Annotated in this window: 18 protein-coding genes; 14 read left to right on the top strand and 4 right to left on the bottom strand. The window is 72.3% G+C overall.

Annotated features, from left to right (window positions below):
- Nucleotides 1-6: 6 nt before the first annotated feature.
- Together ACWD38_RS23355 and ACWD38_RS23350 are read right to left on the bottom strand one after the other, a co-directional pair.
- Entirely contained in the window at nucleotides 7-1245 is a 1239-nt protein-coding gene (locus tag ACWD38_RS23355; protein WP_246456649.1) for a glycosyltransferase, read from the bottom strand.
- Nucleotides 1242-2177, bottom strand: coding sequence for a DMT family protein (locus tag ACWD38_RS23350; RefSeq protein WP_184476455.1), 936 nt, complete (start codon nucleotides 2175-2177; stop codon nucleotides 1242-1244). The genes ACWD38_RS23355 and ACWD38_RS23350 overlap by 4 nt, the downstream gene beginning before the upstream one ends.
- Before the next feature lie 1005 nt (nucleotides 2178-3182).
- On the opposite strand from ACWD38_RS23350, the gene ACWD38_RS23345 reads away from it, so the two are divergent.
- Nucleotides 3183-4274: a copper resistance D family protein gene (locus tag ACWD38_RS23345; RefSeq protein WP_450124900.1), complete on the top strand. Its 1092-nt coding sequence runs from the start codon at nucleotides 3183-3185 to the stop codon at nucleotides 4272-4274.
- An 89-nt stretch (nucleotides 4275-4363) separates the two neighbouring features.
- On the opposite strand, the gene ACWD38_RS23340 is transcribed toward ACWD38_RS23345, so the two are convergent.
- Nucleotides 4364-5155: a GH25 family lysozyme gene (locus ACWD38_RS23340; protein WP_184476449.1), complete on the bottom strand. Its 792-nt coding sequence runs from the start codon at nucleotides 5153-5155 to the stop codon at nucleotides 4364-4366.
- A gap of 510 nt (nucleotides 5156-5665) precedes the next feature.
- Between ACWD38_RS23340 and ACWD38_RS23335 the strand changes: the two genes are divergently transcribed.
- From ACWD38_RS23335 to ACWD38_RS23295, 9 genes are all read left to right on the top strand, one after another.
- Nucleotides 5666-6355 (top strand): DUF4232 domain-containing protein, encoded by a 690-nt coding sequence (locus tag ACWD38_RS23335; RefSeq protein ID WP_343071166.1) that lies wholly within the window; start codon nucleotides 5666-5668, stop codon nucleotides 6353-6355.
- A gap of 182 nt (nucleotides 6356-6537) precedes the next feature.
- The gene (locus ACWD38_RS23330) at nucleotides 6538-7293 is read left to right on the top strand and encodes an alpha/beta hydrolase (protein WP_246456648.1); all 756 of its coding nucleotides are present in this window, start codon (nucleotides 6538-6540) and stop codon (nucleotides 7291-7293) included.
- 270 nt (nucleotides 7294-7563) lie between these two features.
- A complete protein-coding gene (locus tag ACWD38_RS23325) occupies nucleotides 7564-8646 on the top strand; it encodes a DUF2382 domain-containing protein (protein ID WP_450124899.1) in 1083 nt (360 codons plus the stop codon).
- 252 nt (nucleotides 8647-8898) lie between these two features.
- The gene (locus ACWD38_RS23320; RefSeq protein ID WP_184476443.1) at nucleotides 8899-9744 is read left to right on the top strand and encodes a hypothetical protein; all 846 of its coding nucleotides are present in this window, start codon (nucleotides 8899-8901) and stop codon (nucleotides 9742-9744) included.
- A gap of 179 nt (nucleotides 9745-9923) precedes the next feature.
- Nucleotides 9924-10184, top strand: coding sequence for a hypothetical protein (locus tag ACWD38_RS23315; protein WP_184476442.1), 261 nt, complete (start codon nucleotides 9924-9926; stop codon nucleotides 10182-10184).
- Nucleotide 10185: 1 nt separating this feature from the next.
- Nucleotides 10186-10437 carry a hypothetical protein gene (locus ACWD38_RS23310; RefSeq protein WP_184476440.1) on the top strand — a complete coding sequence of 84 codons (252 nt, stop codon included), beginning with the start codon at nucleotides 10186-10188 and terminating at the stop codon, nucleotides 10435-10437.
- 138 nt (nucleotides 10438-10575) lie between these two features.
- Complete coding sequence (locus ACWD38_RS23305; protein ID WP_184476438.1) at nucleotides 10576-13380, top strand: FtsK/SpoIIIE domain-containing protein; 2805 nt, start codon at nucleotides 10576-10578, stop codon at nucleotides 13378-13380.
- Nucleotides 13377-13763 (top strand): hypothetical protein, encoded by a 387-nt coding sequence (locus ACWD38_RS23300; RefSeq protein ID WP_184476436.1) that lies wholly within the window; start codon nucleotides 13377-13379, stop codon nucleotides 13761-13763. The genes ACWD38_RS23305 and ACWD38_RS23300 overlap by 4 nt, the downstream gene beginning before the upstream one ends.
- 193 nt (nucleotides 13764-13956) lie before the next feature.
- Entirely contained in the window at nucleotides 13957-14976 is a 1020-nt protein-coding gene (locus ACWD38_RS23295) for an NADP-dependent oxidoreductase (protein WP_343071165.1), read from the top strand.
- Nucleotides 14977-15266: 290 nt separating this feature from the next.
- On the opposite strand, the gene ACWD38_RS23290 is transcribed toward ACWD38_RS23295, so the two are convergent.
- Entirely contained in the window at nucleotides 15267-16925 is a 1659-nt protein-coding gene (locus ACWD38_RS23290; protein WP_184476432.1) for an FAD-binding protein, read from the bottom strand.
- Nucleotides 16926-16941: 16 nt separating this feature from the next.
- Between ACWD38_RS23290 and ACWD38_RS23285 the strand changes: the two genes are divergently transcribed.
- The 4 genes from ACWD38_RS23285 (at nucleotide 16942) to ACWD38_RS23270 (ending at nucleotide 21408) form a co-directional block, all read left to right on the top strand.
- Nucleotides 16942-17598, top strand: a complete 657-nt coding sequence (locus tag ACWD38_RS23285) for a TetR/AcrR family transcriptional regulator (RefSeq protein ID WP_184476430.1) — start codon at nucleotides 16942-16944, stop codon at nucleotides 17596-17598.
- Nucleotides 17595-19172, top strand: a complete 1578-nt coding sequence (locus ACWD38_RS23280; RefSeq protein WP_246456647.1) for a glycerol-3-phosphate dehydrogenase/oxidase — start codon at nucleotides 17595-17597, stop codon at nucleotides 19170-19172. Before ACWD38_RS23285 ends, ACWD38_RS23280 begins: the two co-directional genes overlap by 4 nt.
- Before the next feature lie 140 nt (nucleotides 19173-19312).
- A complete protein-coding gene (locus ACWD38_RS23275) occupies nucleotides 19313-20224 on the top strand; it encodes an ABC transporter ATP-binding protein (protein ID WP_450124898.1) in 912 nt (303 codons plus the stop codon).
- On the top strand, nucleotides 20221-21408 hold the full coding sequence (locus ACWD38_RS23270; protein WP_343071164.1) for an ABC transporter permease: 1188 nt from the start codon (nucleotides 20221-20223) through the stop codon (nucleotides 21406-21408). The genes ACWD38_RS23275 and ACWD38_RS23270 overlap by 4 nt, the downstream gene beginning before the upstream one ends.
- Nucleotides 21409-21677: the final 269 nt, after the last annotated feature.

Below are 21677 nucleotides of genomic sequence, written 5' to 3'. Positions count from 1 at the left end.
GGCGGCTCAACTCGCCAGCTCGGCAGGCAGCTCCACCGGCGTCACCCCGTCGTCGTGCGCGAGCGCGTGCCGGTAGATCGACTCGAACCGGCCCAGCACCGCGTCGATGTCGTGCTTGCGGCTCACCAACCGCTCGCCCGCGGCGCCCATCCGGTCGATGGTGTCGCGGTCGGCGATCACGTCGTCGATCGCGTGGGCCAGCGCGTGCACGTCCCGCGGCGGGTACAGCCAGCCGTTCTTCCCGGCCTCCACCAGGTGCGGCAAGGCCATCGCGTCCGCCAGCACGACGGGTGTGACCGCCGACATCGCCTCCATGGTGGCCAGGCTCTGCAGCTCGGCGATGCTCGGCATGCAGAACAGGTCCGCCCTGGCGTAGGCGTCGAGCAGCTCCTGCTCGTCGACCAGGCCCGCGAAGTGCACCCGGTCCTCGATGCCGAGCTCGGCGGCCAGCTCGCCGAGCGGCTCCCGGCAACTTCCGTCCCCGACGATCTCCAGGCGGGTGGCGCGGGTCGTCTTGAGCAGCGCCATCGCCCGCAGCAGGTCGTCGATGTGCTTCTCCTCGTCGAGCCTGCCGACGAACAGGATGGTGCGGGTCGACGGGTCCGGGTCCTGCTTGCGCACCTCGTGCGCCCGGCTCCGGTACAGGTCGACGTCGATCCCGCACGACACCGGCACCGCGGGCTTGGCGAACCCGTTCTCCTGCAGGAGCTGCACCGCCCGCGGCGTCGGGGCGGTGACCAGCTGCGCCTTGCCGTAGTGCTTGATCAGGTTGTGCCAGAGCAGCCACGCGCCCGCCTTCTGCAGGGCACGCGGAATCCGCACGTAGCCGAAGATGTTCTCCGGCATGAAGTGGTTGGTGGCGATCAGCCCGATGCCCTGCCGGCGAGCGGCGTTGATCAGACCGCGGCCGATGAAGAAGTGCGACTGGACGTGCACGATGTCCGGCTGGATCTCCCGGAGCAGCCGGTCCGCCACCGAGGACGCCTGCCACGGCGGGCACGCGCGGAACGTCGGGTGCGCCGGGGTGCGGTACGACGCGACCCGGTGCACCGTCACCCCGTCCTCGACGCGGGTGCTCTCCTGCCGATCCACCGAGTGGCAGATCACGTGCACGTCATGGCCGCGGCGGGCCAGCCCGGTGGCGAGCCGGTGGCCGAAGTTGGCCGCACCGTTCACCTCGGGCGGGTACATCACCGCACCGATCACGATGCGCAGCCGATCTCCACCGAACGGTTGCGAAGTCAAGTTGAACTCCCGTCAGAACGTATCCGCCGTACGTCGGTGTTGCCGTCGCCGGTCACGGTTTGTTGCACTCGCTGTTCCTGGGTGTCCGGGTGATGCCGCGCGAGTGCGAACACCCCGGCACAGGCGATCACGGCACACAGGATTTCGCCGACCGCGGTGGCGCTGCCGACGGCATCGGCCTCGCCCAGCAGGCCGATCCCCAGGCCCACCGCCACCAGCGGATCGATCACCGTCAGGCAGGCCACCACCAGGTCGGGCGGACCGCTGGCGTAGCCGTGCTGCAGCAACCAGCCGCCCACGACCATCGCGACGACGATCACGACCACCGGCAGCGGGTTGATGTCCAGCAGCGGGGTGCTGCCGAGCTGCTGCACCAGGGCGCGCACCAGCAACGAGACCAGTCCGTAGGCGACCGCGCAGCCCGCGGCGTAGGCCATGCAGCGGACCTTCGACCGGGTGAGCAACCCGAACACCCCGAGGGCCAGCACCGCACCGGCGACGAGCTGGGTCGCCAGCAGCTGCTCGTCCGGCAGCACCGCCGTGGCGGTCGCGCTCCCGGCCGCCAAGAACACGAACGCCGCGACGCCCCCGGTCGCGGCCAACACCGCCAGCACCACGTGCACGTTCAAATCCCGCGTGCGCACGCCCTGCTGCCGCGCGTTGAGCAGCACGGTGATCGGCAGCGCCAGCACCCCGACCGGTTGCACCACGCTCAACGGCGCGAGACCCAGCGCGCACGCGTGCAGCAGCGCCCCGCTGCCCAGCGCGAGCAGGCCGAGCAGCCACCGATGGTTGCGCAGCAACCGGACCTGGCTGCGGACCTTCAGCCCGCCGTCGCCGATCGCGTCCTGCACCGCGCCGTGCTGCAGCCGGGCGCCGACCGCATAGCCGCAGGCTCCCAGCGCCGCCAGCGCCACCGCGAGCGTGGTCACGTCGCACACCGCCCCACGAAGATCACCTGCCGGTCACCCGGCCTCCGAGCCGCGCACGCCCCACCCCGGAGCCCGCGACGCGACGTCCGGCCGACCCCGCTCCCGGAAGTCGTCCCTGGCAGTCCGTGCTGTTCGTCCACACCGCTCAATCTCGCGCATCGCGGGCCTGCCCCACATCGGGGCGCGCACCCTCACTTTCCCTGAGCCGATCATGCGCCGCGCACATCCACGTCCACGGCGCCACCGCCCCGGATCGGTCCACCCCATGATGCGCCGAGCACGGCGGCACTCGGGCGCGATCCGGACCTTTCGACCCGTTCACCCAGCGCAGCCGTGCCGGATTCCCCCGGACACCGCAGACGACCGCCCCGGAGGTCGCCGCCGGATCCACCGCGCGCGCTCCGTTCCGCGTAAGGGATCACCCCGAGCCCCCCGCGGCGGCGGTCCGGGTTCTCGGCGGGGCGAGCCGAAGATCCCGTCGCGACCGGCTCGCCCGATAAGGTTTCCAGCTCACCCAGAACCTGCGGGGAAACAATCGGCGAATAGCAGTGAACGGCCGTCGCGCGGGAAACGCGCCGAACCCGCGCGGTGCTCCGACCGGCATAACAAGAATGCGCGCCGTGAACGGACGAACGCAGTCGGTGCGGGTTCAGTCGCGCCACCCCGCCTTCCCCTCGTGAATCCGCGGGCGCGAGCAGCAGCGGGGTATGCGCCACATACCCCGCCCACTCATTACCGCCCGCTTGATCCACGTGCACGACTGTAGAACAACCCCGCTGAGACCTTTGTCAGCAACACAACGAACGATGGTTTCACGTCACGCGGAGGCAGCGGATCCGAACCCGCGGAAATCGTTATGCCGCAGGAATAACCGCACGCCAGCGGAACGCCCGAGCCACATTCAAGATCAACTATTCCGGCGGAATCGTGATCGGGCCAACACGCTGAACCGTTCCCGGTCACCGCGGACCCCGGCACATCTCGACCAGGTGCGACGATGCTGCGATGTCCGCCGACACCGGGACCGGCCCCGACCACCACCGATCCGGGCGAGCCGCTCCCGGCCGCAAGACCTCGGGGAACGGGGTCCGCATCGCGGCCATCGCCCCCGTGGTGCTCGCCTCGGCCGCCGCGCTCGCCGCCGCGGCCCACATCGGCGCCGACGAAGTGCCCGGCCTCGCCGCGCCCGACACGGCCACCCGCTTCATCGCACCACCGGTGCGGGCGCTGCTCGACCTCGCGGCCGTCGCGACGGTCGGACTTGGCCTGCTGCCCAGGTTGGTCCCCGACCGCGGCAGGCACGCCCGCAGGCACCTCGCGCTGTCCCGGCGGACCGCGGTGATCACGGCACTCGCCTGGCTGGCCTGCGCCTTGCTGCTGCTGGTGCTCTACGCCGCCGAACTCCTCGGCGGCACCCCGAGTGCCGAGGACGTCGCCGGGTACATCAGCGGCGTGCCCGCCGGAACGGCGCTGGCGCTGAGCGCGGTGTGCGCCGCGGGCTGCGCGGCCCTCGGTTTGATCGGCGTCGTGCGCGACGGCCGGACCGCAGGCGGCGGCCCCGCGAACGAGGGGTCCACCGACGACCTGCGCGCCGTGCTCGCCCTGCTCGGCCTGCTGCCGATGCCGCTGACCGGGCACGCCACCGACTGGGAGTACCACAACCTGAGCATGATCTCGGTGCAGCTGCACGTGCTCGCCGCCGCCGTCTGGGCGGGCGGACTCGCCGCGGTCGCCCTGTTCGTCGCCCCGCACCGGGGCCAGCTGGCCACCGCGCTGCCGCGCTATTCGCGGCTCGCGACCGCCGCCATCCTCGCGGTCGCGGCATCCGGCCTGTTCAACGGCCTGACCGAGCTCACGGCCACCGGCAGCGGACTCGACGGCCTCGTGACCACCGGCTACGGGCGGATCGTGCTGCTCAAAACCGTCCTGCTCGCGCTGCTCGCCGGCCTGGGCGGCCACGCCCGGTACCGGCTGCTGCCCCGCGTGGAACGCCACCGGCGAACCGCGCTCATCGCTTGGGCGGCGGCGGAGCTCGCCGTCATGGGACTGGCCTACGGCCTCGGCGCGGTGCTCGCCCGCGCCCCCGTCCTCACCTGATCTCGCGCCCACCGGCGTGCCCCGGTCGGTCCCTCGCGAGAACGGTGAGAGACCAACCGGGATTCACCCGGGACGAACGAGCCCGCGCGTCAGCGGGGAATGCGCAGGACCTGTCCCACGTAGATCAGGTTCGGGTCGCTGATGCCGTTGGCCTGCGCGATGGACTGCCAGGCCACGCCGACCTTCGCCCCGATCCCGGAGAGCGTGTCCCCCGGCTGCACCACGTAGGTCTCGGGCGCGGGCGGAGCGGGCGGCGCCGGCGGCGGCGCGGTGCCGCCGGTGAGCACCGGCAGGTCCACCAGCGACACGTTGAGGTCGGTCGCACCGGCGATCCCGGGCACCTGCCCGTCGGAAGCGTGCTGGTGGATCGCCACCCGATCGGTGAGGAAGCCCGGCTGTCCCGGCGGCTGCCCGTAGTGCGCGACCCACAGGAACACGCCCGGGTCGACCCACGAGTCGGTGGCCAGCTTGTCGCTGAACCAGGACGAGGAGGCGTACACGACGACCTCGTTGCGCCCGGTGTGGCCGCGCAACGCGTCCACGAAGCCCTTGATCCACGCCCCGAGGTCAGCGGCCTCGGTCTCCATGTCCAGGCACGGCGGCAGGTTCCCCGCGCCGCTGGAGTTGGTCCGGGCCAGCTGCCCGGCGAAGTCGGCGGCCTCCGCCTGCGGCGAGTTCGTGTCCGGCCGGGCGAAGTGGTAGAGCCCGGTCACCAGCCCGGCCGCGCGAGCCCCGCCGAGTTGTGAATCCAGCGTCGGGCTCACATAGCCGACGCCTTCGGTCGCCTTGATGTAGCTGAACGCGAATCCGGCGCCGCGAACGGCGGCCCAGTCCGGTTCTCCTTGATATCGCGCGACATCGATTCCTGGAATGCTCGCCATCCCCGAACCCCCTCACTTCACCGGATGCGGTCCGGTGCGCGAGTCACGCCACACGAACCGGATCGGCGGTCTCGTCTCTCTTCGCGGTCTGTTCCGCCGGCCCCGGCGCCGGCATTTCTTTCCGAAAGCGAGGAACGTCGTTCTCCGCCGACCGGGGACAGTTCTCATAGCCAACGTATCGAAGGTCAACGATCACCGAGTTCCGCCGTTCAGGTCAAGAGCGCCACCCGATCGGTCCTGTTCCGCGCCCGGTGATCATGTCGCGCTCCCCAGCGGCGCGATCGCCGATCACGATCAAGCACTGCTCCCGAACCGATCGACGGCGCAGGTCGCGGACCGGATCGGGCGGCGGCACAGTGGGGGCGGCCCGAACGGGCGGCGCCTCCATCCGGGGGAACTCCGGGCGGACCGCACAAGACGTGCAACCACCTGTGGCGCCAGACGTCTTCAGAACAGCGGACCGGATAGCGACGACGGGCCGTACGAGGCGGCCGATGGAGGTGGTCAACGGTGTTCTCGCAACGACTGGATGGCCGGAAGCCCAGCAAGACGAACCGGATCTGCCAGGTGACGGCGGTGGCGCTGGGCGCGGCACTGCTCGGCGGCTGCGGCTCCATGACGAACCAGGCGCAGAGCCCGCAGGTGTCCGACGCGCCGCTGCCGACCGTTCCGCTTCCCGGCGCCTCGCAGGCCCAGGAGCCGTCCGCGGCGGCTGCTCCGTCCCCGGCGGCGGAGAGCAGCCCGGCGGCTTCCGGGCAGGCCGCGGCCGAGCCCCGCAGCCAGGTGGAGCGCTGCCACACCTCGATGCTCTCCGGCGCCGTGCAGCACGGTGAGTCGGGCGCGGGCCAGCGGTACGCGGAGCTCACGCTGACCAACACCAGCGGCGAGGCCTGCACGGTCTACGGCTACGGCGGCATGCAGCTGCTCGGCGCGGACGACGCCGAAGTGCCGACGAAGATGGAGCGGACCCCGAGCCCCGGCCCGCAGGTGGTGCGGCTGGCCCCGGGGCAGTCCGCGAGCTCCACGTTGCACTGGACCGCCGTCCCGCACGAGGGCGAGTCCGAACAGGGCCCGTGCCAGCCGAAACCGGTCAGCGCCCTGGTGACGCCGCCCGACGAGCGGGATCCGCTGACGGTGAGCTGGGACCTCGGCTCGGTGTGCGGGTTCGGGGCGATCGAGAACAGCGCCTACCACTCCTGATCGGGATCGGTGCCCGGCGCCACGGCGGCGCCGGGCATCGTCGTGCGCGCACCGCCCGGCCCGAACGTCCCGAGCCGAGGACGGGCCCTTGCCGGTGCTGGCCTTGTCGGACCTGTTGTGCTGGGGTGATACCCATGATCGAGGCAATTCAGCGGTCCGTCGCAGGCCCGAGGGGCGAGCGAATGGTGCGCGAGTGGTCCGGGCGCGCGCCGGGCTGGATCGCGCTGGTGGTGCACGGCTACGGCGAGCATTCGGGTCGGTACCAGTGGCTCGCGGAGCAGCTCGTATCGGCGCGCGCGGTGGTCGTCGCGCCGGACCTGCCGGGGCACGGGGAATCGCCGGGCGAGCGGGTCCTGATCAGCGACGCGGAGCAGGTCGTCGCCGATCTCGACGCGGTGCGCCGCGAGGTCTCCGAGCGGTACCCGCAGCTGCCGGTGGTGCTGATCGGGCATTCCCTGGGCGGCATGTTCGCGGTGCGGTTCGCGCAGGAGCACCAGGACGAGCTGGCGGCCGTGGTGCTGTCGGGGCCGGTCCTGGGCACCTGGCACGTGCTGGACCTGTTGGAGTGCGACGAGATCCCGCAGGCACCGATCGATCCGTCGACGTTGTCCCGCGACCCCGAGGTGGGCCGGGAGTACGAGGCCGATCCGCTGGTGTGGCACGGCTCGTTCAAGCGGGCCACGCTGCGCATGATCGACCGCTGCCTGGAGGCGGTGAACGACGGCCCGGCGCTGCGGCTGCCGACGTTGTGGGTGCACGGCGAGGACGACGAACTGGTCCCCGAGGCCGACACCCGAACCGGCATCGACCGGGTGCGGGGGCTGGACTTCTACGAGCACGTCTACCCCGGCGCCCGCCACGAGTTGTTCAACGAGACGAACCGGGCCGAGGTCGTCGACGAGGTGCTGACCTTCGTGGGCCGGGAGCTCAACACCTGACCGTCCTGGTCACGCGATCACTCGTAAGCGCGGTTGTTATTACTCGTTCGTCGCCCCCACTGCGACGTGCTGATCACATTCCGCCTGGATCCCGGCACCGCCCTCACCCACATGCGTGAAGTGCGCTGCGAAACCGATTGCGGCCCGCCCCGGCCGGGCACAACGTGAGTACGCGGCACCGCACAGCGGCCGGATCGCCCAGCGCATTCGCGCTCCCGGCCGAAGCGACGAGCCCGGGCTGCGAACCAGCAGACGAGTGAGGCGGTAGTCATGAAGGACGTTAAGCGTGCACAGGACCTCATCGGCAGCGAGGTGTACGACCGGGAAGGCGACCGGATCGGCCGGGTCGGCAACGTTTACGTCGACGACGCCAACCACCAGCCGGAATGGGTCACGGTCCGCACGGGATTGTTCGGCACCAAGGAGAGCTTCGTGCCGTTGTCCGGCGCCGAACGCGGCGACAAGGGCATCAACGTCGGGGTGACCAAGGAGAAGGTCCGCGACGCCCCGCGGGTCGACGCCGAGCAGGGCCACCTCTCCGACAAGGAGGGCCACGACCTCTACGACTACTACGGCCTGCAGCAGGGTTCGACGTCGCCGCAGCAACAACAGCGCGACGTGCCGCAGCAGACCGGGGCGGCCGAGGCCGAATCCGGCAAGCAGACCGGCACCGCGGGCGCCGCGGCCGGCGGCATGGCGGCGGGCGGCGCGGCGATGGCCGGTGGGCGGACGTCGAGCGGCGCCACCGAGCAGGACACCCGCTCCACGACGGGGACCACGTCCGGCAGCGGCACCCGCACCGGCTCGGGCACGACGGCCGCGTCGGGGTCGGCCACGGCCAGCGGTGACGCCGCGGGCATGAAGTCGATGACCCGCTCCGAGGAGCGGTTGCGGGTGAACACCGAGCAGATCGAGTCCGGCAGGGTCCGGGTGCGCAAGTACGTCGTGACCGAGCAGCAGACCGTCACGGTGCCGATCAGCCACGAGGAGGTGCGCATCGAGCGGGAGCCGATCGGCGAGTCGGAGCGCGGCTCGATGCCGGCCACCTCGTCGCTCAGCGAGGACGAGCAGGAGGTCGTGCTGCACGAGGACCGTCCGATGGTCACGAAGGAGTCGGTGCCGGTGGAGCGGCTGCGGTTGCGCACCGAGCTGGTCACGGAGGAGCGGACCGTGCAGGACGAGGTCCGGCGCGAGCGGTTCGACGTGCAGGACCAGACCGGCGGCGGCAAGCACCAGCGGTCGGGCGAGCAGAGCTCCTCGACGCGCGGCAGCGGCTCCGGCGGTTCGGGCAGCGGCGGCTCCGGAAGCGGCGGTTCGGGCGGCGGCATGACCGGCCGGGACACGACCGCCTGAGGTCCCTGGGCGCGACGACGGCCCCTCCGCTCCACGAGCGGAGGGGCCGTCGCACGTTCCGCCCAGCGGGCGGGCCGGGGTGGTCGCGCCGCGTGAGCGATCGGACCCCGCTCGCCCGACCGGGAAGGGCCGGTGCGCCGTCCGCGTCCGCCCGGCCCCGCCGCGGGCACCTCCCGGTAGGCGGGACGGCGACGTGGTTCACCTGATCAACCCTTCGTTCCGGGGTACCGGATGCGCGACAATGCCCCGGCGATGGTTGAGAAATCCGGGCTGGAACTGCTCATCACCGTCGTCGTGGGCGCCGACGACGACCGTTCCGCACGCGACGCGTGCCGTGCACTGCTGCGCCAGGTCGGTGGCCGGATCGTGGAATCCGGCGACTGCTCCGACGAGGAACCGGGCTGCTGGTCGGTCACGGTCGGCGTCTCGACGTCCGAACCAGGCACCCAGGCGGGTCCGGCGGCGCTGGCGCGCGCGGTGCGGACGTTCTTGCGCGATCTCGGTCCCCGCTACGGCGGGCACCGGGTGGCGTGCGAACCGCCGACGGCATGGACGGTGATCGACGATCCGGACCTGGTCGAGGCGCTGGTGCGCGGCGGCGAGCGGTTGCTGGTCGAGGCGTGGGCCGGTTCGGAGCTGCCGGACGGTTCCGGTTTCGACCTCCGGCTCGACGATCCGGACGAGCCCGCTCCCGCACCGGAGCCGGTGCTCAGCGATGTCGACGAGCAGGGCAGGCCGCGCCCGCGGCTGGCGCTGCTGGTGGACGTGGTGACCGAGCGCCGGGCGGGCGCGGAGTGGCCGGCGCGCGCGTTGGCGAGCAGGTTGTCCGGGCGTTCGACGATCACCGACTGGACCGAGCGCCCCCCGGTGGTGCGGATCGTGCTGGATCTGGGCCCGTCGCTGGGCGAGCCCGCGGAGATCGTGGCGAACGCGGTGCAGGTGCTCGGCGGCAACGGCTGGTCCCGGTTGCGCCGGGACGAGGGGTCGGTGGTGTCCCGGTGGTCCGCGGCTCCGACACCGCCGTCGGGGATCGCCGCGGTGGAGCTCAGCGTGGCCGCGCCCGCACCCGGCACGGCGGAGCGGCAGCCCGCGCGATGAACGCTCGGCGAGGTCGCGCGCGTGCTCACCGAGGTCGTCCCGGCGAGCGCCGGAACGATCTCCGCAGCGGTTGCCATCCCTGATCAACATCGCCCGCCCTGCCCGCGAACGGACTAGTGGCGGACGCTAACTTGTGGATCGACACACCCCTGATCAGTACCCCGGAAGGTTGGCTGCAGATGGCGAGCGTCGAAGAGGTTCGCAACGGAGTTGCTCAAGCCAAGTCGAAGGCCGATGAAGCCCTCGGGTCGCTCGGGCAGGCACGCCTCGCCCTGGACGAGGCGCAGGGCCTGCTGAGCCAGGCCATCCAGGGCAGCGGGCACGACGAGATCTTGCAGGCGCGCAACATGCTGGTGGACGCGGGCCAGAACCTGGACCTGCTGAAGAGCTCGATCAGCAACAGCATCGAGGCGGCCGACGGCTGGGCTGGACGGCTGTGACGTGTCGTCGCTGACGGAGCTGGTGGCCGCGCTGCGCGACACCGAGGCCAAGCTCGACGAGGCCCGGCAGCAGCTGACCACCGGACGGCGCGCCCTGTCGGAGACGCAGGCCGCGCTGACCCGCCTGGATCCGGATCATCCGGAGACGGTGGTGCCGCCGGAGCTGAGCAGGGCCGATGACCAACTGGAACGCACGCTGACCACGCTCTCGCACGTGGTCGAGACCTTGCGCGCGTTCGCGATGCGACTGTGAGCCGCGTGCCGCCGGGGTCACCGCCGATCGGCGGCAGCGGAGCCGAGGCGCGGTGCTCCGCGCCACCACGACCCATGAACGGAAACTTCCGAGTGGTAGTTTCCTCACGGTCTGTAACACCAGGTGCCGAGGTGGGGTGTGCGCAAACGCAACGAGCGGCGTAGCAGCATCGAAACGGCCTTCGAGCACCTGCGGAGCACCGTCGCGACCGCCCTCGGCGCAGCCGAGAACGAGTTCGACCGGGTCTGCTCCGCCTACGCCCAGCAGGAGTACGCGCAGCGCATCGCCGCCGCCGGGCTGGCCAGGGCCGAGCGGGACCCGTCGATCGTCGGCGGCGAACCCGGCCCGATGTTCGACGGCGCGATGCACGAGGCGCGCACCGAGCGCGAGCAGATCTTCACCGGCTGGACCGGGCAGGGCCCCGACCAGCTGGCCGCGCTGGTCGCCGAGGCCGCGCCGGGGATCGCCGGCCGCCCGTGGCCGGAATGGCTGGGCGAACCCGGCACCGCGGACGCGAGCTCCCGGCCACCGCAGCTCTGGCGCGTCGGCACCGGGCACGTGCCCGGCTCCCCCGACCCGCGGCCGTTCCCGGTGGCCGTGCCGCTGCTCGACGAGGCGCACCTGCGGATCACCTCGAACAAGCAGACCGGCGACGCGCGCGAGGCGCTGGTGCAGAACCTGGTGCTGCGCGTGCTCAGCCACTACAAGCCGGGCCTGGTCCGGGTGCACGTGTGGGACGTGGCGCAGCTGACCGGCACGCTGCCCGGCCTGTACCCGCTGACGAACGCGGGCCTGCTCACGGCGCACGATCCGACGCGGCTCGGCGAGATGCTGGAGGAGCTCTCCGACCACATCCGCCGGATCCACACCAGCGCGCTCAACGGCGGTCACATCTCGCTGCGGGCGCTGGCCGAGGAGACCGGGCAGCGCGACGAGCCGTGGCGCATCGCGGTGCTGTTCGGCGACGGCGAACCGCTGCGCGAGGAACAGCAGCAGCAGCTGCAGCGGGTGGCGCGCAACGGGCTGGCCTGCGGCGTGCAGCTGATCGTGGCCGACCTGCCGATGACGGTGAACAGCTCGGTGGAGTCGGTCACCCTGCGCGCCGAGGAGGCCCGGACCAGCATGACCGGGCCGGAAGCGGTGGTGCGGCTGGACGCGGCGCCGTCGCGGGAAGCGGTGACCAAGGCGTGCTCGGCGATCGCCACCGAGTTCATCGCGCGCCGGTCGCGGGTCCGCACGTTCGAGGACCTGGTGCCGGAGCCGCTGTGGGCGCAGCGCTCCGCTTCGGGACTGCAGGCTCCGGCGGGGTTCCACGAGGGCGAGCCGGTGAAGGTGACGCTCGGTGACGCGAGCCCGCACACGCTGATCGGCGGCCCGAGCGGATCGGGCAAGACGAACTTCCTGTACGCGATGCTCGGCGGCATGGCCGCGCGGTACTCGCCGGACGAGCTGGAGCTGTACCTCCTGGACTTCAAGGAGGGCGTGTCGTTCGCGCAGTTCACGCCGGGCAGGCGGGATCCGACGTGGCTGCCGCACGCGCAACTGGTCGGGGTGAACGTCAACGAGGACCGCGAGTTCGGGCTGGCGCTGCTGCGCTTCCTGTCCACCGAGATGCGCCGCCGCGCGGATGCTGCGAAGGCGCACGAGGTCACGAAGCTGGAGGAGCTGCGCGCCGAGGACCCGGAGGGCCGCTGGCCGCGGATCGTGGCGGTGATCGACGAGTTCCAGTACCTGTTCGCCGAACGCGACACGGTCTCCGCGCAGGCCACCTCGCTGCTGGAGGACGTGGCGCGGCGCGGCCGGTCGCAGGGCATCCACCTGGTGCTGGCGAGCCAGGACGTCTCGGGCATCGAGGCGTTCTGGGGCAAACCGGCGATCTTCGAGCAGTTCATCCTGCGCATCGCGCTGCCGAAGGCGCGCCGGGTGCTGGCCGATCAGAACGAGGCGGCGCTGGAGCTGCCGCGCTGGCACGCGGTGATCAACCACGAGTCCGGGGTCAAGCACGGCAACGACGTCGCGCGGATCCCGGACTCCACGGCGAAGGGCACGTTCGACGAGCTGCAGCGCCGGCTGTGGGAGCGGCGCCCGGAGAACGCGGTGCCACCGCGGCTGTTCGACGGTTCGCTGCTGCCCGCGCTGTCCACGCTGCCGGACTTCACCCGGCTGTCACCGGAAGCCGCCCCGGCGAAGGCGCTGCTGGGGCAGGTGATCGACGTGAACGGCACGGCCGCGGTCGTGCGGATGGACCGCTCGCCGGGCCGGAACATCGCCGTGATCGGCTCGGTGCGGGTGGACGCGGTGAGCGTGCTGGGCGCGGCCGCGTTGTCGCTGGCCCGCCAGCACCGGGCGCACCAGGTGCGGTTCACGCTGCTCGGCCTGGTCGAGGAGGTCGCGCCGGACGTCGCGGACCTGGCCGAGGCGCTGGTGGAGCTGGGCCACGAGGTGCACGTCCACCACGGGGTGGACCAGGCCGTGAAGGTCGTCCCGGAGCTCGCCGCGAAGGTGGACGACCGCGCCGCGAGCGAGAGCGCGGACGGCCTCCCGGAGTACGTGCTGTGCTACGGCGTCGACGCGGCGCACTCGGCGATGGAGAAGAAGGACCCCAGCACCTTCACCAGCGGCCTCGACCAGCTGCGGAAACTGCTCAAGCAGGGCCCGGAGCAGCGGCTGCACGTGCTGGGCTGGTGGCGCAGCGCGCAGCGGCTGAAGACGACGCTGATGGGGCCGGTCGACGAGATCGGCGCGTGGGTGGCGTTCGACGTGCACGGCCAGGAGCTGTCGAGCTTCGCCGCCGGGCAGCTGGTGCACTGGTCGCCGCGCGCGCGGCGCGGCCTGTTCTTCGACCGCTCGGTGCACGCGCAGCCGGAGGTGGTGCTGCCGTTCGACCTGACCGGCGCACCGGCGGCGGCCCGGCGGAACGCGGACGAGGAGGGCGCGGGATGAGCGAGGTTCCGGCGTCGGCGCGGTACAAGGAGCTCATCGCGACGGCGACCAGCGCGGCCGAGCGGATGCGCGAGCACGAGCGGGAGAAGTCGGCCCGGCTGGCGCAGGAGGTCGCGGCGGCCTCGGTGCGGATCGAGGAGGCCGCCGAGGTCCGCGACGAGGTCGTCGACGAGGTGGAGAAGCGCTGGAAGCACGCGATGCAGGCGCTGTGGGACGAGCGCTGGATGCGGGTGACGCCGATGCCCGCCCCGGAGCGCAGGGTGGCGCCGGGCCGCGCGGAGGACTTGATCGCCTCGGTGCAGTCGGCGTACCTGATGTTGCGCCGCTCGTTGGAGAAGTCCCGCTGGTCGCCCTCGTTGCGCCGGGGCAAGAACCCGGAGTGAGCGGGCCCCGCGGCGGCGGTTCGATTTCGTTAGCGATGCCACTGCCGAACCGGGAATGATCCGGTCTTCGGCAAGGTTGCCCTGCAGGGGCGTCCACCGCGCACGGCGTTGCCCGCGCGGCCATCATGTGGACGGCGAACCCCTTGCTACACACTATTTCCGACACGAATCAGTTTCGTATATGGAGGCCAGCGTGACGACCCAGGGACTTCCGGACACCGGCGTCGAAATCCGGCTCGCGAGCCGCCCGAACGGCTTCCCCACGCAGGACAACTTCGAGATCACCGACGCACCGGTGACCGCTCCCGGCGAGGGCCAGATCCTGGTCCGCAACAAGGTCATGAGCGTCGACCCGGCGATGCGCGGCCGGATGAACGACGTCAAGTCCTACGTGCCTCCGTTCCAGCTCGGCAAGCCGCTCGACGGCGGCGCCGTCGGCGAGGTCATCGCGTCGAACTCGCCGCAGTTCGAGGTCGGCCAGCACGTGCTGCACTACCTCGGGTGGCGCGAGTACGCGACGCTCGACGCCAAGCGGGCCGTGCCCGTCGACGGCGACGCCGCGCCGCTCAACGCCTACCTGGGCGTGCTGGGCATGCCGGGCCTGACCGCCTACGCGGGCCTGTTCGAGATCGCCGAGTTCAAGGAAGGCGACACCGTCTTCGTCTCCGGCGCCGCGGGCGCGGTGGGTTCGCTGGTCGGCCAGCTCGCCAAGCAGAACGGGGCGGCGAAGGTCATCGGCAGCGCGGGCTCCGCCGAGAAGGTCCGCCACATCACCGAGGACCTCGGCTTCGACGCCGCGTTCAACTACAAGGACGGCGCGGTCCGCGACCAGCTCGCGCAGGCGGCGCCCGACGGCATCGATGTGTACTTCGACAACGTCGGCGGGGACCACCTGGAAGCGGCCATCGACGAGCTCAACGACTTCGGCCGCATCGCGGCGTGCGGGGCGATCTCCGTCTACAACGACGCCGAGCCCTCCCCCGGCCCGCGCAACATGTTCAAGATCGTGAAGAAGCGCCTGCGCATCCGCGGCTTCATCGTGATCGACCACGCCGACCTGCGGGAGAAGTTCCACACCGACGTCGCCCCGCTGGTGCGCGACGGCAAGATCCACTACGAGGAGACCGTCGTCGAGGGCCTGCGCAACGCCCCCGAAGCGTTCTTCGGCCTCCTCCAGGGCAAGAACACCGGCAAGATGCTCGTCACGATCTGATGGCCTTTTTCAGTCCGTGAGCTTGGCCTGCGTAGCCGGTCGGGTGGCGGAACCTCAGCGGCCTTCTCGCTGCGGGATCGATTTCTCATGTATGTCCATACACAGCGAAATCGCTGTCCCCGCGAGAAGGCCGCTGAGAACCCGCCGGTGGTCGCCTTGCTCAAGCCGGTCACTGCTCAGCGGCTCCGCCGCTGACAAGACACAGCGCAAGAACACCGCGCACCTGGAACGGCAAGACGAATACGGTGCCGGTCGCGCGAGCGCCGCTCAACGGTCCGCTTCTGGCGTTCTCAGCGGATCAGCTTGCCGGGGTTGAGGATTCCGGTCGGGTCGACCGCCCGCTTCGCCGCGGCGAGGACGGTGGTGCCGATCGAGCCGATCTCGGATTCGAGCCACGGCAAGTGGTCCGCGCCCACCGCGTGGTGGTGGGTGAGGGTGCCGCGGCCCATCTCGTGGCCGGGGACGCGCTTGGTGATGGCGTCGGTCGCCGCGTCCTTCGCGCGCTGCCACTGGCCGATCGGGTCCTGCGCGCTGCGCGCCGCCAGCACCGTGAAGTACAGCGAGGCGCCCGTTTCGTAGGCGTGCGAGAGGTGGCACATCACGATCGGCGCCCGCCCGTCGTGCTCCAGCGCGCGCACCAGCGCGGCGCGCACCGCCGAGCGCAGCTCGGACAGCCGGGACCAGCAGGTCGCGGTCTCCAGCGTCTCCACGCACACGCCCACGTCGAGCAGCGCGTCCCGCTGCCGTGGTCCCGCGAACCTGTTGCTGTGCCAGGCTTCCCCGCCGCGCGGCCCGAGCCGCAGCGAGCGGAATCCGCTCAGCGCCCGCAACGTCGCCGCCCGGCGCTGCTTGAGCTCCGCGCCGCTGGTGGACTCCCAGCCGAGGACCAGCAGGCACGGTTCGGCGATGCGCCGCCCCAGCAGCAACGTCCGCAGCGCGCGGGATTTCACGCCGCCGGAGAGCTCCAGCTGCACGGCGGTCTCGTCCACATCGGACAACCTGGTGACGTCGGCGAGGACCCGCTGCTGCGCCAGCGCGCGCACCGCCTCCGCGCCCGCCTGCCAGCCGTCCAGCACCAGCGCCTCGTAGCGCATCTCGGTGGGCTTGGGCCGCACCCGCAGCGCCACTTCGGTGATGACGCCCAGCGCCCCCTCCCCGCCGACGGCGAGCTGGCGCAGGTCGGGCCCGGCGGCCGACGCGGGCGCGGAGCCGAGCCGCCACTCGCCCACCGGGGTCGCCACCCGCACTCCCTCGACCATGTCCGCGAACCGCCCGTAACCCGACGAGGCCTGCCCGGCCGAGCGGGTGGCGGCGAACCCGCCGATGGTGGCGCGTTCGAACGACTGCGGGAAGTGGCCCAGCGTGAAACCGTGCGCCGCCAGCAACGACTCCGCCTCCGGCGCCCGGACTCCCGCCTGCAGCACCGCGATCCGCGACACCGGGTCGACGGAGATCAGCCGGTCCAACCCGGCCAGGTCCAGCGCCACGACCGACGACTTCTCGCCGCGCAGCGCGGTGACCCCGCCGACGACGGACGTACCGCCGCCGAACGGCACCACGGCCACGTCGTGGCGCACGCACACCTCGAGCACCTGCTGCACCTGCGCCGGGTCCGCGGGCAGCAGCACCGCGTCCGGGATCGCCAGGTCCGTGCCGTCGCGGCGGCGCACCAGGTCCGCGTAGGACAAGCCACCGGCGCGCCCCAGCCGGGCCGTCGCCCCGGTCTGCACCTGGTGCTCGCCGAGCAGTTCCGCGAGCTCCGCGCGGGCCGCTTCCGGCAGCGCGCTGCCCGGCACGTCCAGCAGCGATGCGGGCGCGGCGGGCGTGGTGATCCCGTCGAGCCCGATGCGCGTGGACAGCCAGCGCAGCGCGTGCGCCGGCAACGGGGCCGCACCGGCCCCGGAGGGCGTCCAGCCACCTCGCAGGGTGTGGTCGATCAACTCGCTCACCAGTACAGTGTTACATATGACGTCGCAACGTCACAGCGCCGCGGGCTGGCCGAGGCTGCCCTCCCGGACGGCGGCGAACCGCGTCGAGGACGCCGAGATCCTGCGCGCCACGCGGGACAGCGTGCTCGCGCACGGCGTGCGGCGCACCACGCTCACCGAGATCGCCCGCCGCGCCCGGATCAGCCGGATGACGCTGTACCGGCGCTTCCCCGACGTCAGCAGCCTCGTCGGAACCTTGATGACGAGGGACTTCTGCGCGATCCTGCGCCACGCGCGGGAACAGGAGGGCAGCGGCACCGCCCGCGAACGGCTCGTCACCGCCACCCTCGACACCGTCCGGCAGCTCCAGGACTCGCCGCTGCTGCGCAGGGTCCTCGACACCGATGCCGCACTGCTGCTGCCCTACCTCGTCGAACGCCTCGGCAGCACCCAGCTCGCCGCGGAGCGCTTCCTGCTCGACTACCTCGCCGACGGGCACGTCGACGGCTCGGTGCGCCACTCCGATCCCGCCGCGCAGGCAAGGGCGCTGCTGCTGCTCGTCCAGTCCTTCGTGCTCTCCGCCCGCCTCACCGCCGGAACCGCCCCCGACGCGATGAACCGCGAACTGGCCGCACTGCTCGACGCGGCGCTGCGCCCGGCCCCCGCCCGACCTGCCCACCCGGAGGCCCCATGAGCACCACGCCGCTGCCCGCAGGCTCCTTGCGCGCCACCTCGCTGAACACCGCCCGCCGCGGCGCCGAGCTGTCCGCGGTGGCCGACGAGACGCTGGACCTGCTGGTGGTCGGAGCAGGGGTCACCGGCGCCGGAGTGGCCTTGGACGCCGCCTCCCGCGGGCTGCGCGTCGCGCTGGTGGAAGCCGACGACCTCGCGTGGGGAACGTCGCGCTGGTCCAGCAAGCTCGTCCACGGTGGACTGCGCTACCTCGCGCACGGCGACCTCGCGACGGCCAGGGAGAGCGCCGTCGAACGCGACGTGCTGATGACCCGCACCGCGCCGCACCTGGTGCGCACCTTGCCGCAGCTGATCCCGTTGCACGAGGCCGTGTCCCGGAAGTCGGAGGCCGTGCTCACCGCCGGGCTGCACGCGGGCGATGCGCTGCGCCGCGCCGCGCGGACTCCGGCCGCGGTGCTGCCCGCGCCGCGCCGCGTCCCCGCCGTCGAAGCGGGAGCGCTCGTGCCGGGCCTGCGCACCGAAGGGCTGCGCGGCGGGCTGCTGAGCTACGACGGGCAGCTCATCGACGACGCGCGGCTCGTCGTCGCGCTCGCCCGCACCGCCGCCGGTTTCGGCGCGCGAGTGCTCACCCGGGTGCGCGCGACCGCGCTGGATCGCGACGGCGCGGACACCGTCGAGCAGCGCACCGGGCAGCACCTGCGGTTGTCGGCGCGCGCCGTGGTGAACGCGACCGGCGTGTGGGCCGGGGAGCTCTCGCCGGAGGTCCGGCTGCGCCCCTCGCGCGGTTCGCACCTGGTCATCGACGCCGAGGCCGCCGGGCTCACCGGCACCGCGCTGACCTTGCCCGCCGAGTCCGGGCGCTTCCTCCTGCTGCTGCCGCAATCCGACGGCACCGCCTACCTGGGACTGACCGACGAACCGGTGCACGGCCCCATCCCCGCCGTGCCGGGAGTGCCGGAGTCCGATGTGGACCAGCTGCTGACCGCGGTGCGCGGCGCGCTCGGCGCACCGCTCGGCAGGGAGCACGTGCTGGGGTCGTTCGCCGGGCTGCGCCCGCTGCTGGACGAACCCGCGGGCAAGCGCAAGGCGTCGTCGGCCGACCTGTCCCGCAGGCACGCGGTGCGCACCTCCCCGGACGGGGTGGTCACCGTCGTCGGCGGCAAGCTCACCACCTACCGGCGGATGGCCGCCGAAGCCGTGGACACCGCCGTCCGCGCCGCCGGACTGCCCGCGGGCCCGTCCCGCACCACCGCCGTTCCGCTGGTCGGCGCCGCGGACCGGGCGCACCTGCACCGGATCGAGGCTGCACCGCGGCTCGTGGCGCGTTACGGCACCGAAGCGGGCCGGGTGGCCGCGCTCGCCGAACTGGACCCGGACCTCGCCGAACCGGTGGCGCCCGGCACCGAGCTCACCGCCGCCGAAGTGCTGTGGGCGGTGCGCCACGAAGGCGCGCTCGACGCCGACGACGTCCTCGACCGGCGCACCCGGCTGGGCCTGCGGCCGGACCTTCGGGCGGAGGCGCTGCCCGTGGTGACCGCCCTCGTCGACAAGGCCCTGCACGGCCTGCTCGACTGACCGCGTCCCGGCACCGCACCGGGTGCCCGTGACCGAACCGACATGCCCCGACCTCGCGGAAAGCCCCGAACCGGACCGATCCCCGCACCTCGTCCGGCACGATGATTCGCAGGCGGTACGAACCCGAGGAGGCGTTGCACGTGGCGGACAGCGGCCTGGAGATCGACCGCATCTCCAAGCGCTACGGCGAGACCGTCGCGTTGCGCGACATGACGTTCACCGTCGGCGCCGGTGAGCTGTTCGGCTTCGTCGGCAGCAACGGCGCGGGCAAGACCACCACGATGCGCATCGCGCTCGGCGTGCTCGCCGCGGACTCGGGCGAGGTGCGCTTCCGCGGGGCACCGCTCGACCTAGACGTCCGCAGGCGCTTCGGCTACATGCCGGAGGAACGCGGCCTCTACCCGAAGATGAAGGTCGCCGAACAACTCTCCTACCTCGGGGAGCTGCACGGCATGAGCCGCGAGCGCGCGCGGTCCGCCGCCGCGCACTGGACCGACCGGCTCGGCCTGCGGGACCGGCGCGAGGAGCAGGTGCAGCGGCTCAGCCTCGGCAACCAGCAGCGCGTGCAGCTCGCGGCGGCCCTCGTGCACGAACCGGACGTGCTGGTGCTCGACGAGCCGTTCTCCGGCCTCGACCCGGTGGCCGTGGAGGTGATGAGCGACGTGCTGCGCGAAACCCGCGACAGGGGCATCCCGGTGCTGTTCTCCAGCCATCAGCTCGACCTGGTGCAGCGGCTCTGCGACCGGGTCGGCATCGTCGCCGCCGGGAGCACCGTCGCGTGCGGCACCGTCGCCGAGCTGCGCGATCAGGGCGCAGCGAAGCTCGTGGTGCACGCGCCGCTGGCCACCGCGGGATGGGCCGACGGGCTCGCCGGAGTCCGCGTCCTCGACGTCCGGGACGGCCGCACCACCCTCGAACTCGCCGAGGGCGCCGACGACCAGGCCGTGCTGCGCGCCGCTCTCGCCACGGGCCCGGTGCACGAGTTCCGCCGCGACCGGCCCGACCTCACCGACCTGTTCCGCACCGTCGTCACCGAGGAGCGTGCCGCGTGAGTCCGCTGCGCACCGTGTGGACCGTCGCCCGCCGCGAGGTCAACACCCGGATCCGCACCCGGTCCTTCCTGATCAGCACCGGCGCGATCCTCGCGATCCTGGTCGGCTACGCCGCGCTGATGTTCTTCATCGGACAGCAGGGGGCCACTTCCAAGATCGGGTTCACCGGGCAGGCGACCGCCGTCGCGACGCCCCTCGAACGCACCGCCGCCCGGCTCGGCACCACCGTCGAGAGCACCCGGATCCCGGATCAGGCCACCGGGGAGGCGCTCGTCGCCGACGGCGAACTGGACGGGCTCGTCGCCGGAGCACCGGACGCCCTGAACCTCATCGTGCGCACCGCGCCCGATTCGGGGGTGCGCACGGCGCTGGACGAGGTGGTGCGCCAGCAGGCCCTCGACGCCGAGCTCGCGATGGCCGGGCTGGACCCCGCGGACGTGCGAGCCGTGCTGGCGGGGGCGCAGGTGGACGTGCGGACGCTGGAGCCCGACGACCCGCAGCGCGGCCAGCGGCTCGGCATGGCCGTCGGCGCGGGGATGCTGCTCTACTTCTTCCTGATCATGTTCGGCCAGGCCGTGGCGCAAGGCGTGGTGGAGGAGAAGACGAGCCGCGTCGTGGAGATCCTGCTCTCCACCATCCGCCCCACCCAGCTGCTCGCGGGCAAGGTGCTCGGGATCGGGCTGGCCGGGCTCGCGCAGTTCGTGCTGATCGGCGGGATCGGGCTCGCGGTCGCCGTCGGAGCCGGGGTGCTGGCGCTGCCCTCCGCCGCGCTGCTCGGGACCATGCTGTGGGCGCTGGTGTGGTTCCTGCTCGGCTTCTACCTGTACGCCACGGTGCTCGCCGCCGCCGCATCCCTGGTGTCGCGCCAGGAGGACCTGCAGAGCGTGGTCACTCCGGTGATCATGCTGCTGGTGATCCCGTTCGTCGTCGGCCTCACCGTGCTGCCGAACGATCCGGAGAGCACGCTGGGCGCCGCGCTGTCCTTGGTCCCCGGCTTCTCCCCGGTGCTGATGCCGATGCGCACCGCCCTGGGCGTGGCCGAGCCCTGGGAGTCCGCGGTCGCCGTGCTCCTGAGCATCGCCGCCCTGGCCGGCCTGCTCCGCCTGGGCGGCCGAATCTACGCCAACGCCATCCTCAGAACCGGAGCCCGAGTCAAACTGACCGAAGCCCTCCGCAAACCCTGACAACACCCCCCGCCCCCGCACACCACTCCGCCGCGCAGCAAAAGCAATGCCTAGCGGCGAAGCCGTGCCTTGGACGAGCGAAGCGAAGTCTGCCTTGCGGCCGAAGGCCGTGCCTGTATGTGCGAAGCACATAGCCCACGTCGAAAAGCCGACCACCGGCGGGTTCTCAGGTGTCTTCTCGCGAGGACAGCTTTTTCCCTCGTGGCGGAGCCACTCGGGAAAAAGAAAACGCACCCACAAAAAACCAGAGGGTACGCCACCCGACCCAA

It is taken from the genome of Saccharopolyspora sp. NPDC002578, assembly GCF_053592695.1.
The sequence above is the reverse complement of the archived record's forward strand: the minus strand, read 5'-3'. Positions and strand labels throughout refer to the sequence as shown.